The sequence below is a fragment of the Microcoleus sp. S1D4 genome (genome assembly GCF_036700765.1).
Classification (GTDB): Bacteria; Cyanobacteriota; Cyanobacteriia; order Cyanobacteriales; family Microcoleaceae; genus Microcoleus.
On sequence record NZ_JAUBPP010000005.1, the window covers coordinates 102,498 to 116,634 of the forward strand.

The following is a 14,137-nucleotide window of genomic DNA, read 5'->3' on the forward strand; positions in this document are numbered from 1 at the left end:
GTTGAATTCGATATATTAATCATGCTCTGGTTTCCTCAAAAGATCAGTGATATTAATTAGGTTCCGAAGGTGATTATTTGGGGTGTACGTAAGTGATCCGAGTTTAGTCAATGTGTGACGCGAATCACAGCGCCAAAGATGCTGCGGGCAATTCCATAGCAGGCTAACCTTTGGTAGGACGCGGGAGCGATGGCGTTTCGCTAAAATGATTTAATCTGTCAATCAGTTTAATTTTTACCCCAGTACCGAAAATGCTTGATTTTCTCAATCCCATTTTGGGCCGATCGCCCGATCGTATCAAAGCCAATGTAGAAATTTACACTTGGCAAACCTGTCCCTACTGCATCCGGGCAAAAACCTTGCTGTGGTGGAAAGGCGTAAATTACACCGAATACAAAATAGACGGCGACGAAGCAGCCAGAAATGCAATGGCCCTACGCGCTAACGGAAAGCGCAGCGTGCCCCAAATCTTTGTTAACAACCAACACCTCGGCGGCTGCGATGACATTCACAAACTTGATAGAGATGGAGAATTAGATCCGCTGCTAGCTCAACCAGCAGTCTAAACTCAGATATTGCAGCATTTCCAAGAACAGGTAAGATGCCTGTTCCACAAAGAGTAAATTTTCTGCTTGTAGGGCGGGCAAGATGCCCGCCCGCTGATTAACTCCAGTCCTCATTACAAACCTTTGGCAAATTTACTTAGATTAACTTGCCGCCATTTAGCATCTGTACGCCTGTTTGTGAGCAATTCTAAGACCCGAATCCCGTTATTTGGCAGAAAATTTAATTTTTGTTTTAACTGCTCCCAATCGTCGATTATCTCGTGTTCCACGCCGTAAGTTGCACACAACTGAGCAAAATTGATATCCTGCGGCGTGGCAAAAAACTCTTCAAAGGGCGGGTCAAATTTGGCAACTGGCAACATTTCAAAAATTCCGCCACCGTTGTTATTAATTAAAACAATTGTCAGATGACCGACAAATTTATTTTGAATCAAAAAACCGTTTGTATCGTGCAAAAGTGCTAAATCGCCTGTTAGCAATATACTGCTTTGATTGCGGTGGGCTACTCCCAAAGCTGTTGACAGTGTGCCGTCGATGCCGTTAGCGCCGCGATTGACAAATGGTTTTATTTCTAAGTTGTTCGGCTTCCAGAAAAATTCGACATCTCGCACCGGCATACTGTTAGCAATAAATATTGGTGTTGCTGGGGGCAAAATTTGGGAAAGCAGCCAGGAAACTTTGGGTTCGATTATGTTGTTAATTGCTGCCATTTTCTGGTCAATTGCTTGTCTGGTTTTGGTTTCGGTGTTGTGCCAATGTTGGAGATATTCGTGGGATGGCGAGGTTTGAACCCCCCCTAACCCCCCCTTGGTAAGGGGGGGGACTGGAGAGTATGGAGGGGAGTTTTTGCCTGTTCGATCCCCCCCTAACCCCCCCTTGGTAAGGGGGGGGACTGGAGTTAATTTAGTTGCGAGATTAGTTGCTAGGTTTTCTACGGAGGTTCGCAGGTGAATTGTTTGGCCGTGTAGGGGATCGAAGTTGTGGTGGGCTGGGTCGATTATGTAGCGTTTGGGTTGGGTTTTGTCTAGCCAGTTTCGCAGTTCTTTGCTTGTGGGTAAGTCTCCGATTTGAATGGCGATTTCTGGTCTTAATTTTTCTGCTAGTTCGCGGTTTCGCAGGATTGTATCGTAGGTGGAAATTAGATGGGGGTTGAGTTGGGCGCGGTTTCTTAAGGGCGATAATCCTTCTGCTAAAACTGGCCAGTTTAATAGTTGGGAAATTCGGCCGATCGCACTACAATACTTTTCTGCATCTTGAGGCTGGGCTACCCCTGCAATAATTATCCCTTTCTCGGATTCCTGCCATTTTCTGAATATACCTCCTTCTTCTCCCCTTAACAACGACTGGCTGGGGGGATTAGAGGTTTCTCCTGCAACAATTAATCCTACTCCGGCAAAGAATTCTTCGGGATTAAATTGTGTTTCTAAGGATTGTACCGCCGGATCTGGAACGGGTACCAGCGGATCGCGCAGGGGGATGTTGAGGTGGACGGGGCCGGGAGTTGGAAATTGCGATCGCTCGATCGCATACATTACTGTCTGTCGCAGATAGCCTAGCATCCCTAATTCTGCTGAAGGGATTGCTAATTCGGCTTGCCAATTGGGATAATTGCCGTAAATTTTAACTTGATCTATGGCTTGTCCGGCGTGACAGTCGCGGAGTTCGGGAGGTCTGTCTGCTGTGAAAATTAGCAGCGGAATTCGGCTTTCTCTTGCTTCTATTATCGCAGGGAAAAAGTTGGCTGCAGCGGTTCCCGAGGTACAAATTAGTGCGGTTGGTACACCGGATTTTTTGGCTATTCCTAATGCAAAAAAACTTGCCGATCGCTCGTCGAGTATGGGGATAGTTTCTATTTGATTATTTTGGGCGAAGGCTATTGTTAGCGGTGCCGATCGCGAACCAGGACAAATTACGGCTGTTGTTAGTTTCAGTCGCTGCAAAGTCTCGGCTATTATGGAAGCCCAGAGGGTGTTTGTGTTCCGAAAGTCAAGCATTTTGTTGTTTTGGCGATCGATGGTATTTTTATGAGATATAGCCTTTCTCAAGCGCGGTGAGGTATGCCCTATGCCCTATGCCCTATGCCCTATGCCGGATAGTACCTCATACCAGAGCACAGAAAGGCTATATTCCTAAACTAAAGCGTTTAAAAGTGCTTGTAATTTCAGTTGAATTTCTGCTAGTTCTTTTTCGGGTTCCGAACCTGCTACAATACCAGCGCCAGCATAGAGTATAGCGCGAGATCCGTCGATTAATGCCGATCGGATGCCCACGGCAAATTCACCGTTGCCGCTGCGATCGATCCAGCCCAGCGCTGCTGCATACAAAGAGCGATCGTAGCTTTCGCAAGCGCGAATTTGCTGTAGGGCAATATCCCTCGGTAAGCCGGCCACCGCTGGTGTTGGATGCAGTTGTGCTAAAATTTTTAACAAGTGAATATCTACGGGAATTCGAGCAGTAATTGGTGTCCACAAATGCTGAATATTTGACAGTTTCAGCAGTTTAGGCAGCGGGGAAAAGTCTGGATTTATACCTAGAGTCAAAAAGCGATCGACTATAAAATCAATCACAACTTGATGTTCTCTAATATCTTTTTCGCTGTTCAGTAAACCTTTGCCTAAATCCACATCTTCCGTCTCTGTTTTTCCCCTTGGCGCAGAACCTGCTAAGGCATATGTTACTAACTGATTGTTGTAAATGCTGATTAACCGTTCGGGACTGGCACCGATAAATTGCTGACCTTTGCCGTTACTGGTGGAAAATACGTAGCAACCTGGATAGGAAAGGCGCAAGTTGTTTAAGGAATCTATTAAATTAAAAGGTGTTAGAGAAATGACATTTATGGCTTGAGACAACACAAGTTTACTGAAATATTTAGAATCGATCGATTCTAAGGCAGATTTTACAGATGTTTTGAATTGAGCCGCATCATTTACAGGGATTTGTTTGAAAGATATTGGAATGTTGCTATTGCTAGTTTTTTTAATATATTTTAAAGAGGCAATTTTGTTAATTTCTAACCAAATATTTTCGGCAATATCTTTAATATTTATATCTCGGCTGATGAGGGTATTCGCGACTAGCGTACAGCTATCTTTTAGGCTAGTAATTTGCCATTTTGGTAAAAATATGGTGGCCGGTGGAAAGTAAGAATTGGTGGCGAAATTTTCATCGAAAAAAGCAAAGCTACAAAAAAAGTGAGGCCCGCTGAAGGGCAAGCATTCTGTACCGATGGTAATTGTTCGAGCAAGACAAGATTGAATAAAATTTTGAGTGAGGGTAAATCGATCGCTTCCCGCTGCTGTGAAATGGATGGTGGAATCTAGGGCGGCGATGGCAAAACTATTGTCTCCAAGAGGGTCTCTTTTTTCAAAATAAAAATGTCTGCCGTCGGGTGCGGCAATTTCTTGCAGTACCGCTAGCGGATCGACGGGGGAAATCTCCTGAGAAATACTAACTATTTTTGTTCGATCTTTTTCTGTTAAAGACTGCTGACAATCTAACAGAAACTTATGCAGTTGATTGCGGTCTTGCAAAATATTAGGGCGGTGCGGTATTACTGTCATGAAATCGAGAATAGCAGATTTGTCAGAAAGAGTGCGGTTTTGTCCCGCTAGAACCCAATGCGCGATTGATAAGTCGGCGGTTGAAACCGCTTCTTGTCAAATCAAACGAAGTCCGCCTCCGCGAACTGAAGAAGATAGCGTAATTTTAACCGCCCACTCTTCAACCCCTCTGAGCTGGGGTTTTGTTTGTATAGACGCGGTTTCAAGCGCCCGGTCTTCTGAGCCCAAGCGTAGGGCGCTAGAAACCCTATTTCGATCTAACCACGGTCTGGGTCGATCGCAAAACATGACCTTTCGAGTTTCCCGACAGTTGGGACAGGCTGCGGGCAAAAAACAGACGATCCTGTTCTAGGTCTGCGCCAAAGCGCGATCGACCGAAACATTTAGACATAAAACTTAAGATTGAGCGGCTAAGTCTGGGCTTCGCCTGCGATCGACCCCGCAGAGGTTGACTGGCGGGCATTCTCGGGCGCGCCAGAACCCACAAAGGCGATCGACGGATGCCGGAGGCGCACTCAAGCGGATGGGGAGCAGACATTCTTCACCAATAAAATTGTAAAATTACCAAGCTGCTATCAATTGCATCAAGTTTGTGTAATGACAACAAAGATAATTGAACGTCCAAATAGTAAATTGTGGCTGGCCGCAATCAAGCCGCCTATGTACAGTGTTGCGGTGATTCCTATTTCAGTAGGAACTGCAATAGCTTTTGCCGAAACTAAAACGATTAATTCGTCAATCTTTTCGACATTTTTAATGTCAGCCATTTTAATTATAGCATGGCTGAATCTCAGTAATGATGTATTTGACTCGGAAACAGGCATCGATAAAAATAAAGCGCATTCCGTAGTTAACTTAACCGGAAATAAAGCTTTAGTTTTCTGGATTGCCAATTTATTTTTAGCCGTTGGAGTGTCGGGAATCTGCGCTATTTCCTGGTGGCAAAAAGACCCAACAGTAATTTTGCTAATTGTTTTGTCTTGCGCCCTCGGCTATACCTATCAAGGGCCTCCGTTTCGTTTGGGCTATCAGGGTTTAGGCGAAATAATTTGCTTTTTTACCTTCGGGCCTCTAGCTTTAGCTGCTGCTTATTACAGTCAAACTCAAACTTGGTCTGCGACTAATTTTGCTGCTTCGATAATCGTGGGAATTACTACGAGTATCATCTTATTTTGTTCGCATTTTCATCAAGTTGATGACGATTTGGCGGCGGGGAAAAAATCACCGATTGTCCGGTTGGGTACGAAAAAAGGTGCGCTGTTGTTGCAGTGGTCGTGCGGCAGCATTTATGCTTTGACTGTGCTGTTTGTGGCGTTGCAAATGTTTCCAATTTGGACGCTGTTGATTTTTGGGAGTTTGTTTTTTGCGATCGACCTTTCTGGCCATGTCGCAGAGTATCACGACCAACCGGCAAAGGTCAGCAACTGTAAGTTTATTGCAGTCGCGCTGCATTTTTCGAGCGGATTGCTGCTGGCGCTGGGGTTTGTGTTGTAGTTCGGGCGATCGAGAATTCCGGTAAAATGGAGGTATGGTTTGCTAAGTTGAGGGAGTTGGCGGAGTTGGTAAAGTTGGGCGACTTCTCAAAATCTTCTTTAGTTTAGCAATCCTTACCTCACATTACATCGTAAAAAAAGAGAATTAAATCATGAGTACGCAAACAGAAATTAGCAAAATATTGAGCTTAGAAGAAATTTTTCGCCTATATCCTGATGAGTGGGTGCTCATTGTCAATCCTGAATTAGATGAAGAATTAAACGTGATTCGAGGGGAAGTTTTAGCCCATGCAACAGAACGCGATGAAATTTACAGCAAGCTTTCATTAAGGAATGGAAAATCTGTCGCAATAGAGTATACTGGCTCGATACCTGATAACATAGCAGTAATAAGGAATAATCTATGTTCCTGTAATTAACGTATCTTGGTTTAATTGCGTGGGTCAAGTAATAGAAAATCTTGACGTAGTTGCCCACGATATACCGCCAAATATCCGCATAGACGGTCTTCTTGGTATGGAGTTTCTCACTCGTTTTCAGGCAGTCATCTCTGTTGGCACTGCGGAAATTAGATGTCAGTAAATCCGGTAATTATAGTAAAAATTGTATATGGAAAGATTTAAAAACTATCAATTTTACTATTCCTTAACTGGCAATAAAAATCAGTTAACAATTTTATTATTGCACGGATTTACGGGCAACAATCAAGATTTTAGCAGCGTCATTTCCTTGCTATCTCAAAATTATTGCTGTCTGGCCGTAGACCTTCCCGGTCACGGAAAAACCAGAGTCAGCGGCGACGAAAGTTGCTACAATATGTCAAATACAGCCCAAGCTTTGATAGACTTATTAGATGATTTACAAATAGACAAATGTTTGTTGTTGGGCTATTCAATGGGCGGGCGATTGGCGCTGTACATGACATTACATTTTCCTGAAAGATTCGAGAAAGTCGTGTTAGAGTCAGCTTCTCCGGGATTGAAGAGTGAAAAAGAGCGATCGCACAGACTGCAATCCGATTTACAACTAGCACAAAAACTGGAAAATAGCAACATTAAAGATTTTATTTTAAACTGGTACGATCGCCCTTTATTCAAATCCTTAAAAAAATTTCCCAAATTCGACCAACTCATCGAAAGCCGCTTAGCAAACAATCCCTTAGAAGTAGCCAAATCCCTCCGCAACCTGGGAATCGGCAACCAACCATCTCTTTGGGAAAAACTAACACAAAATCAAATCCCCATCCTCTTGCTAGCGGGAGAATATGATGAAAAATTTCAAGCTATCAATGCAGAAATTGCCAGCTTTTGTCCGGCCGCTAGTCTCAACATTATACCAAACGCTGGTCACAATATCCATTTTGAAAACATTGATAAGTTTGTGGAAGTTGTGAGACAATTTTATGATTAATAAAAGTTGCGCACATTCTTCTCGTAGGGTGCGCACTGCGCACATTCTTTAGATGTATGTAACAACCTGCACATTTTGTGATTCTCTGGTGCGCAATGCACACCCTACAATTGATAAATCGAGACGATTTTATGATTAACTAAAAGTAAATGCTATATAAATTCGAGTTTCGCACCTATCAGCGAAAATTTAAGCGCCCGCTGCGAACAAGTCACGGCATTTGGGATATTCGAGAAGGAATTATTCTGCGACTTATTGATGAAAAAAATCGCATTGGTTGGGGAGAAATTGCCCCTTTAAGTTGGTTTGGTTCGGAAAGTGTTGAGCAAGCTTTAGATTTTTGTCACCAGTTACCTGCTAATATTTCATCAGAGATGATTTTTGCGATTTCTGCTGAATTACCAGCTTGTCAATTTGGCTTTGAGTCAGCACTATCAAACGAGCAAAATCCACCCCCCCCAACCCCCCCTTGCCAAGGGGGGGAGAAAAGCGAAGATTTAAGTCGGTACAGCGGTTTATTGCCTGCTGGTGACACAGCTTTGCAGGTTTTACCGATGCTTTGGTTGGAGGGACATCGCACGTTTAAATGGAAAATTGGTGTTGCTGCAATTGAACAAGAATTAAAGATTTTTCAGCAGCTAATTGCATCAATGCACGATTTGGCCGATCGCCAAACAGCACTTTTACGCTTAGATGCTAATGGGGGACTCACCTATTCCGAGGCCCAAAAATGGCTGGAAGCTTGCGACAAAGTAAAAGCAACTCCCGACTTGGCGGCAGATATTGAATTTTTGGAACAGCCGCTGCCGATCGCCCAGTTTCAGGAAATGGTAGAATTGAATGCTATTTATGCCACGGATCTCGCCCTAGACGAATCCGCAGCCAACCTCGATCGCATCCAAGAATGCTACAGCCAAGGTTGGCGGGGAATTTTCGTCATTAAACCTGCGATTTGCGGTTTTCCATCCCAACTGCGAAACTTTTGTCAAACTCACAATATAGACGCAGTTTTCTCATCAGTATTTGAAACCAAAATGGGGAGACAAGCCGCCTTAAATTTAGCAACAGAATTGTCTATAAATAATAGAGCCCTAGGCTTCGGTACCGATAGCTGGTTCGACGACAATCAAGACACTTGGTTAAAGCATCTATGGCAAAAAAATTCACAGTAAATATCCTGAATCTACCCTTTGAATTGCCAAATAATTGGCTTGTCGGTTGTGACAGCGGCGAATTTGCCCGAATAGTCGATCGGCAATTTCAACAAATCACCAAAAATCCCGCCCCAAAAATACCCCCAAAAATTTGCATCGCAGAATCAGAACCCCTGCAATTTCTTGCCAGTTTCATCAGCGCCCGCGCCGCCAAATGCCCAATTTTTCTCTGCAATCCCAACTGGGTAAAACAAGAATGGGAACAAGTCTTTGATTTAGTCGAACCCGACCTAATTTTAGGACAAAATGCTGAGTTAAAAAAAATATTTCCCTCTCTTACAGTCCGCGAAGGCGGACTTCGTTTGTATAGCCGCGAATTCCATTCGCCGGGATTCAATTCACCCGAATTCCATTCACCCGAATTCCATTCACCCGAATTCCATTCGCCCGGATTCAATTCACCGACTAAAAACGGTTTTGATAACATCATGATTCCCACCGGCGGTTCATCGGGAAAAATTCGTTTTGCCATCCACACTTGGGAAACACTAACCGCATCAGTCCAAGGTTTTCAAGAATATTTTCAACTTGACAAAATTAACTCGTTCTGCGTTTTGCCATTATACCACGTCAGCGGTTTCATGCAATTTGTGCGATCGTTCACCACAGGCGGCCAACTGGTAATCCAGCCGTTCAAAGCACTAGAATCCGGCAAAAAAGCCGATATTGAACCCGAAGAATTTTTCATTTCCTTAGTTCCAACTCAACTGCAACGGCTGCTGCAAAACCCAGATACAGCTAATTGGTTGTCTCGGTTTCGTGCCGTACTTTTGGGCGGTGCTCCCGCTTGGCCGGAACTTTTAGCAACAGCTAGAAACCATCAAATCAAACTAGCACCCTGTTACGGCATGACAGAAACCGCTTCACAAATTGCTACACTCAAACCCGAAGATTTTCTCGCGGGCAATAACAGTTCCGGTCAAGTTTTACCCCACGCCAAAATAACTATTCGCACTCCCCAAGGTGAGATTTTGTGTTCCAATCAAATTGGAAATATTGCAGTTAATGCTAAATCCTTAGCCTTGGGTTATTATCCTGAAAAATTTGGCGATTTGCCATATTTTCAATTAGACGATTTAGGATTTATCGATCGCAATAACTGTTTAAATATTGTCGGACGCAGCAGCGACAAGATTATCAGCGGCGGAGAAAACGTATTTCCGGCCCAAGTCGAAGCCGCAATTAAGAATACTAATTTAGTTGCCGATGTTGCTGTAATTGGCTTGCCAGACAAAGATTGGGGTCAAGTCGTGACAGCGATTTATGTTCCCGCTAATTCCGAAGTTACTGTCAAAAATCTGCAAGTGGCAATAGAAGATAAGTTGAGCAAGTTTAAGCGACCGAAATATTGGGTAATCGTCGAACAATTGCCGCGCAATTCTCAAGGCAAAATCAATCGAGAACAATTGCAAGAAATTGGGCTCAAATATCAATAATTATTAGGCGCAATCAATGCAGAAGGCAGAATTTTCCATGCTTATTTCTGACTCCTGACAACAGTCAACAGTCAACTGACTAATTACGACAAATCTAACAGCCTTCTCTTCCTCTCAGCTTCCTGCCTTTGAACATCCACAAACTTCAACATTCGGTAAAGTACCTCTATTTGTGGCAACTTAACACCTGTTTTTTCGGCTACCCGTATCGGATTGCCAAAAATCGCCTCTACTTCCAGCGGCCGCGATTCATCGTAATCGATTTTCATGCTGGTGCGGTAAGGCTTCATTTTGTGAGTATATTCCAGCATATTTGGGATAAAATTATCGGGAATAATACGATCGCAACTTTTAGCCGCCGCTATCACTTCCGCCATAATTTTCTCAACCAAAATTAAAGTATCGGGATTAGCCATTAGTTCGTCAGTTCTCGCATTTAAAATCACAGAAAGCCCGTTATAAGGAATATTCCAAACCAGCTTTTTCCACCTTGACAATAGTAAATCTTCGCTCATTTCTATGGGAATCTCAGCCCGTTGAAAATCCTCAGCAATTTGGTGCAATCTGTCAGTAATACCGATGGCTTTGTAGTCTTGGGCATATTCGCCCAAGGTAATAGTACCGTAATCTAGGTGGGAGACATGACCGGGCCCAATTTTATAAGAACACAGGAAACACAGCCCGCCAATCACTCTTTCTGCACCGACAATTTTAGCAATTTGTGGTTCCGCATTTAGTCCGTTTTGTAATACTAAAACAACGCCGTCATCCTTTAATAAAAGAGGCAATATTTTAGACAACAAGTGATTTTGAGTTGTTTTCAGCGCTACAATTACTACGTCGCACTGAGGCATTTTGCGCGCGTCGTGGTAGGCGCGGACTTGCGGGAGGGTGAAGTCGCCTTCGGGAGACTCGATTATCAAACCCTGTTTTTTGACTGTCTGGTAATCGCTACGCAGCAAAAAATTCACTTCTAAACCTGCTTTTTGCAGTTTAGCACCGTAGAATCCGCCTAAAGCTCCCGTACCGATGATGGCATAATTGCGATTTGTCATAAGAAGAAGTCATTAGTCATTGGTCATTAGTCATTAGTCATTTTAGCCGCTCGCGAAGCCGAAGGCTAGTCATCAGTCATCAGGAAGAATGCTTAGAGCTTCTCGTTTTTGATTCGTCTGTATTTCACGTTTAATTAAGTGGAACTATAGCGGTTATCAAGCGTGGTGAGGTATGCCCTATGCCCGGTTTGGCCTATGCCCTATGCCGCATAGTACCTCATCTTTCTGAAAAAGGCTATACTTAATATAAACAAGTTAGAAGAACTTTTAAACTAAACAGAAATTTGACTGTCATTTCCTGCTATTATATAAAATATTGAACTCAAGTAAAATCTTAACTCTCAAATTGCCTCAACCACTGGATTAAGTCTTCATATAGCTGTTTTCTAGTTCGCGTTACTGCATCGATGCAGACGTGCTTAGTAAGAGCTTTAGCCGCGCTTTTTCCTGCAACTTCCCCAGAAAATACTTGATAGGCAATTTCAAATTCATCGCCAGCTATTTGTTTGGGCGTTAGTTGAATTATCAGCCGATCGCCCGCAAACATAGGACGATAAAAATCTACAGTAGCATGAATTACGGGCAAAGCTGCTTCCCGATTGCTAAAAAACGCTTTGAGATTGATGCCCGATGCTGCTAGAGATTCCTCGTAAGCTTCGTGGCACATCGCCAAAACGTTGGCAAAGTAAACGACTCCAGCAGCATCGGTATCTTGGAAGCGAACAGTGCGGTTGTAAGTGAAAGGCATTTCAAGCTGTTTTGAGTTGTGAGTTTTGATGAAAAAATCTTGTCTTTTTTGAACAAAACTTAACCAGGGCTGGTCGAAACCCGGTTTCTACGAAAAATACACGAAGAAACCGGGTTTTTCAAGTCAGGATGCATCCCGGATTGTTTAAGTCAAAACTCCTAAGTTTTTGATCTTTTCCTTCTTTCTTAACCTTTGTTCTTAATCAACATCACGTCTATAATCTTGAGTGCAATTTCTTCGGAAAGCCCCAAGGAACTGTAAAGAGCGTTTAACAGTTGTTCTTCTTCTTCCGACACTTCGCCATCTGCTAAAGCGATGTCAGTTGTTACAGCAAAAACTGTTTCTTTAAGTTCGTCGGGAAGTGTTACCAAAGCCGCATTAAACAGTACCTCGACTCCTTGTCGTTGCAGGATCATCAGCAGCCGTTCCAGCATTTTTCTCATCACGTCATCGGGATAGCTGCGGAACAGTTGCATCCGAGATAGCGTCATGCTAATCGCTTTACTTTCGCTGTCATTGATGTAACCGTCGGCTGCTACAGCAATTAGGGCGATCGCCGCAAATGCTTCGGCAGGCCCTAACGTTACGTCCGTTTGTTGGCGAGTCTGCGATATTTTGTCAAATAAACCCATGAGATTTTCCTCATTATTTAGTGGTGGATTCATGGAGTCCCGACGGGTTCGGACTCTGGAGCTTTTTGCGGAAGTTTAGCCAATCATATCAAATTTTGTCAGTTATTTATTATCAAGAAAATTATGAAAAAATTAAGATTTTTAATTTCACCAGGCGGCGCTCGTCGGGCGGGTTGATTCAGAGCCTGAATTGCCTCGTATATCTCAGCAACAACCCGCCCTTCGAGTACAGACGATCTACTTGTCAAACAGCGCTAAATCTGCTTTCAGGAAATCAACAAACTGCCGCGCACTCCTGCCCGATCGCCCGTTGCGACGAGTTGCCCATTCCTTAGCGCGGTGCTCCAAATCTTCAGCAGCGAGCTTGATTCCAGCAAGTTTTGCCAGATGTCGGACAATGCTTAAATAAGTGTTTTGATCCGCCGGTTCAAAAGTTAAAGTCAAGCCAAAGCGATCGCTAAATGAGAGTTTTTCCTGCACCGTATCCCAAGCGTGAACTTCATCTCCGTCGCGGGGGCGAGGCCTGTCATCAAAAAACTCTCGAATTAAATGCCTGCGGTTAGATGTGGCATAAACTACCACATTTTGAGAGCGGGCGGTGACATTTCCTTCCAAAACCACTTTCAAGGATTTAAAAGCATCATCATCTTCCTCAAAAGAAAGGTCATCGACAAAAATAATAAACTTTTGAGGAACTCCCCGCAACTTTTCAACAATTAGCGGCAAATCTTGCAAATCCGATTTAGATACTTCAATCAACCGCAAATTGCGAGATCCAAATTCATTTAGCAGCGACTTCACCAAAGAAGACTTACCAGAACCGCGACTCCCGTAGAGCAAGACGTGCAAAGCCGGATAACCCGCCAGCAAAAACTCCGTATTTTTCACCAGAGCATCGCGCTGCCAATCGCAGCAAACCAACTCTTTCAAATTTATGCGATCGGGATGCGAAATACCCGCCAACTGCCCAGAACGCCAGCTAAAAGCGCGATATTCGGCAAATAAACCAGTACCAAACTTTCGGTAATATTCTGCCAAAGATTCCGCAGCAGCAGACCATTTTTCCAGTTGTCCGTACAGGGGTTTATCGCCCGGTTCTGCTACAGTTTCGGAATGCCAAATCGGAGGCACTACGTCAAGTTGACCCGCTACCCGCACCCACTTGCTCAACTGTTCGCTGCTGCATTCGTAAATATTTTGCAGCACTTGTAAATCGTGTCGGGCGGCCTCTACCAAAGCGGGCGGCAAACTCGCAAAATCTGTTTGTTGAGCCTTGCGTGAAAAGGGATTTTCGTCTTTGAGAATTTCCCAAATCAGAGCATCTTTCCAACTCAGATTTTGAGCGGCCTGAACTTTGAACCAGTTGCCGTAAGCCACCTGACAGTCTAAAGCGCTGATTTCGCTGTGGTGGAGAGCTTGCAGCAAGTCGAGAAAGGCTTGAGCTGTGGGGCTTGTGAGGACTGATTGATACAGCAGCAGGGATGCTGCTTGGCGTTGGAGGTAACGGATTTGGGCGATCGCACCAGAGGTTAGGGCTGACATAAGGGCAATTGTATAACAGTTAGATATCTTGACTGGATTTAATAAATTTTCTAACAATTTGTGACCGAAATAGCAGGTCTCGCTGTATAAACTTAGATGCAAAGAGTAAAATTGTGAGGATTAAAAATGAATTTAGGTACAACAGCGGCGATCGGCTACGGCGTTTTGACACTGATTGGCGGCATCATAGGTTACATCAAGGCCAAAAGCCAAGCCTCCCTCATTTCGGGTCTGATTAGCGGTTCGCTGCTAATTTTTGCCGGCAGCGCCCAACTCATGGGACAAACTTGGGGTTTAACATTAGCAGCAGCAATCTCCGCTGTTTTAGCAGTAGTCTTTATTGTACGCCTGGTCAAAACTCGCAAGTTTATGCCCGCTGGAATGCTGATTTTAGCTAGTTTGGCATCTTTGGGCGCGATCGTTTACGAAATCGGCGGTCAATATCAATAATTTGTTGACTGTTGACTGTTGACTGTTG

The 14,137-nt window shown here is 43.9% G+C and carries 15 protein-coding genes; 7 read left to right on the forward strand and 8 right to left on the reverse strand.

Going from position 1 to position 14,137, the window contains the following annotated elements:
- Nucleotides 1–251: 251 nt before the first annotated feature.
- Nucleotides 252–566: a glutaredoxin 3 gene (gene grxC, locus QT998_RS07445; RefSeq protein WP_333092249.1), complete on the forward strand. Its 315-nt coding sequence runs from the start codon at nt 252–254 to the stop codon at nt 564–566.
- On the opposite strand, the gene QT998_RS07450 is transcribed toward grxC, so the two are convergent.
- The 4 genes from QT998_RS07450 to QT998_RS07465 all read right to left on the reverse strand — a co-directional run bounded on the left by QT998_RS07450 (nt 546) and on the right by QT998_RS07465 (nt 4,667).
- The gene (locus QT998_RS07450) at nt 546–680 is read right to left on the reverse strand and encodes a hypothetical protein (RefSeq protein WP_333116094.1); all 135 of its coding nucleotides are present in this window, start codon (nt 678–680) and stop codon (nt 546–548) included. The genes grxC and QT998_RS07450 overlap by 21 nt on opposite strands.
- Nucleotides 680–2,560, reverse strand: a complete 1,881-nt coding sequence (gene menD, locus QT998_RS07455; protein ID WP_333116096.1) for a 2-succinyl-5-enolpyruvyl-6-hydroxy-3-cyclohexene-1-carboxylic-acid synthase — start codon at nt 2,558–2,560, stop codon at nt 680–682. Before menD ends, QT998_RS07450 begins: the two co-directional genes overlap by 1 nt.
- Before the next feature lie 135 nt (nt 2,561–2,695).
- Entirely contained in the window at nt 2,696–4,129 is a 1,434-nt protein-coding gene (locus QT998_RS07460) for an isochorismate synthase (protein WP_333116098.1), read from the reverse strand.
- 247 nt (nt 4,130–4,376) lie between these two features.
- The gene (locus tag QT998_RS07465; protein ID WP_333116101.1) at nt 4,377–4,667 is read right to left on the reverse strand and encodes a hypothetical protein; all 291 of its coding nucleotides are present in this window, start codon (nt 4,665–4,667) and stop codon (nt 4,377–4,379) included.
- A 59-nt stretch (nt 4,668–4,726) separates the two neighbouring features.
- Between QT998_RS07465 and menA the strand changes: the two genes are divergently transcribed.
- From menA to QT998_RS07490, 5 genes are all read left to right on the forward strand, one after another.
- Nucleotides 4,727–5,623, forward strand: coding sequence for a 2-carboxy-1,4-naphthoquinone phytyltransferase (menA, locus tag QT998_RS07470; RefSeq protein ID WP_333092253.1), 897 nt, complete (start codon nt 4,727–4,729; stop codon nt 5,621–5,623).
- 151 nt (nt 5,624–5,774) lie between these two features.
- Entirely contained in the window at nt 5,775–6,041 is a 267-nt protein-coding gene (locus tag QT998_RS07475; protein WP_333092254.1) for a hypothetical protein, read from the forward strand.
- 190 nt (nt 6,042–6,231) lie between these two features.
- Entirely contained in the window at nt 6,232–7,032 is an 801-nt protein-coding gene (menH, locus tag QT998_RS07480) for a 2-succinyl-6-hydroxy-2,4-cyclohexadiene-1-carboxylate synthase (RefSeq protein ID WP_333092256.1), read from the forward strand.
- A gap of 149 nt (nt 7,033–7,181) precedes the next feature.
- The gene (locus tag QT998_RS07485; protein ID WP_333116104.1) at nt 7,182–8,204 is read left to right on the forward strand and encodes an o-succinylbenzoate synthase; all 1,023 of its coding nucleotides are present in this window, start codon (nt 7,182–7,184) and stop codon (nt 8,202–8,204) included.
- The gene (locus QT998_RS07490) at nt 8,183–9,682 is read left to right on the forward strand and encodes a 2-succinylbenzoate--CoA ligase (protein ID WP_333116106.1); all 1,500 of its coding nucleotides are present in this window, start codon (nt 8,183–8,185) and stop codon (nt 9,680–9,682) included. The genes QT998_RS07485 and QT998_RS07490 overlap by 22 nt, the downstream gene beginning before the upstream one ends.
- An 83-nt stretch (nt 9,683–9,765) precedes the next feature.
- On the opposite strand, the gene QT998_RS07495 is transcribed toward QT998_RS07490, so the two are convergent.
- The 4 genes from QT998_RS07495 to QT998_RS07510 all read right to left on the reverse strand — a co-directional run bounded on the left by QT998_RS07495 (nt 9,766) and on the right by QT998_RS07510 (nt 13,659).
- Nucleotides 9,766–10,737, reverse strand: coding sequence for a putative 2-dehydropantoate 2-reductase (locus QT998_RS07495; protein WP_333092259.1), 972 nt, complete (start codon nt 10,735–10,737; stop codon nt 9,766–9,768).
- Between the two features lie 334 nt (nt 10,738–11,071).
- Nucleotides 11,072–11,485 carry an acyl-CoA thioesterase gene (locus tag QT998_RS07500; RefSeq protein ID WP_333092260.1) on the reverse strand — a complete coding sequence of 138 codons (414 nt, stop codon included), beginning with the start codon at nt 11,483–11,485 and terminating at the stop codon, nt 11,072–11,074.
- A 185-nt stretch (nt 11,486–11,670) separates the two neighbouring features.
- On the reverse strand, nt 11,671–12,117 hold the full coding sequence (locus QT998_RS07505) for a tellurite resistance TerB family protein (protein WP_333092302.1): 447 nt from the start codon (nt 12,115–12,117) through the stop codon (nt 11,671–11,673).
- A 237-nt stretch (nt 12,118–12,354) separates the two neighbouring features.
- The gene (locus QT998_RS07510) at nt 12,355–13,659 is read right to left on the reverse strand and encodes an ATP-binding protein (protein WP_333092262.1); all 1,305 of its coding nucleotides are present in this window, start codon (nt 13,657–13,659) and stop codon (nt 12,355–12,357) included.
- A gap of 126 nt (nt 13,660–13,785) precedes the next feature.
- Here QT998_RS07510 and QT998_RS07515 point away from each other — a divergent pair, with 126 nt between their 5' ends.
- Nucleotides 13,786–14,109: a TMEM14 family protein gene (locus tag QT998_RS07515; RefSeq protein ID WP_333092263.1), complete on the forward strand. Its 324-nt coding sequence runs from the start codon at nt 13,786–13,788 to the stop codon at nt 14,107–14,109.
- The last annotated feature ends 28 nt before the right edge of the window (nt 14,110–14,137 follow it).

Bases quoted from the DNA above. Each gene is read 5' to 3' on its own strand.
- QT998_RS07460 (WP_333116098.1), bottom strand. From the start codon at position 4,129: ATGACAGTAATACCGCACCGCCCTAATATTTTGCAAGACCGCAATCAA.
- QT998_RS07505 (WP_333092302.1), bottom strand. From the start codon at position 12,117: ATGGGTTTATTTGACAAAATATCGCAGACTCGCCAACAAACGGACGTA.
- QT998_RS07495 (WP_333092259.1), bottom strand. From the start codon at position 10,737: ATGACAAATCGCAATTATGCCATCATCGGTACGGGAGCTTTAGGCGGA.
- QT998_RS07500 (WP_333092260.1), bottom strand. From the start codon at position 11,485: ATGCCTTTCACTTACAACCGCACTGTTCGCTTCCAAGATACCGATGCT.
- QT998_RS07475 (WP_333092254.1), top strand. From the start codon at position 5,775: ATGAGTACGCAAACAGAAATTAGCAAAATATTGAGCTTAGAAGAAATT.
- grxC (WP_333092249.1), top strand. From the start codon at position 252: ATGCTTGATTTTCTCAATCCCATTTTGGGCCGATCGCCCGATCGTATC.
- QT998_RS07450 (WP_333116094.1), bottom strand. From the start codon at position 680: ATGAGGACTGGAGTTAATCAGCGGGCGGGCATCTTGCCCGCCCTACAA.
- menA (WP_333092253.1), top strand. From the start codon at position 4,727: ATGACAACAAAGATAATTGAACGTCCAAATAGTAAATTGTGGCTGGCC.
- QT998_RS07465 (WP_333116101.1), bottom strand. From the start codon at position 4,667: ATGTCTGCTCCCCATCCGCTTGAGTGCGCCTCCGGCATCCGTCGATCG.
- QT998_RS07510 (WP_333092262.1), bottom strand. From the start codon at position 13,659: ATGTCAGCCCTAACCTCTGGTGCGATCGCCCAAATCCGTTACCTCCAA.
- QT998_RS07515 (WP_333092263.1), top strand. From the start codon at position 13,786: ATGAATTTAGGTACAACAGCGGCGATCGGCTACGGCGTTTTGACACTG.
- QT998_RS07485 (WP_333116104.1), top strand. From the start codon at position 7,182: ATGCTATATAAATTCGAGTTTCGCACCTATCAGCGAAAATTTAAGCGC.
- menH (WP_333092256.1), top strand. From the start codon at position 6,232: ATGGAAAGATTTAAAAACTATCAATTTTACTATTCCTTAACTGGCAAT.
- QT998_RS07490 (WP_333116106.1), top strand. From the start codon at position 8,183: ATGGCAAAAAAATTCACAGTAAATATCCTGAATCTACCCTTTGAATTG.
- menD (WP_333116096.1), bottom strand. From the start codon at position 2,560: ATGCTTGACTTTCGGAACACAAACACCCTCTGGGCTTCCATAATAGCC.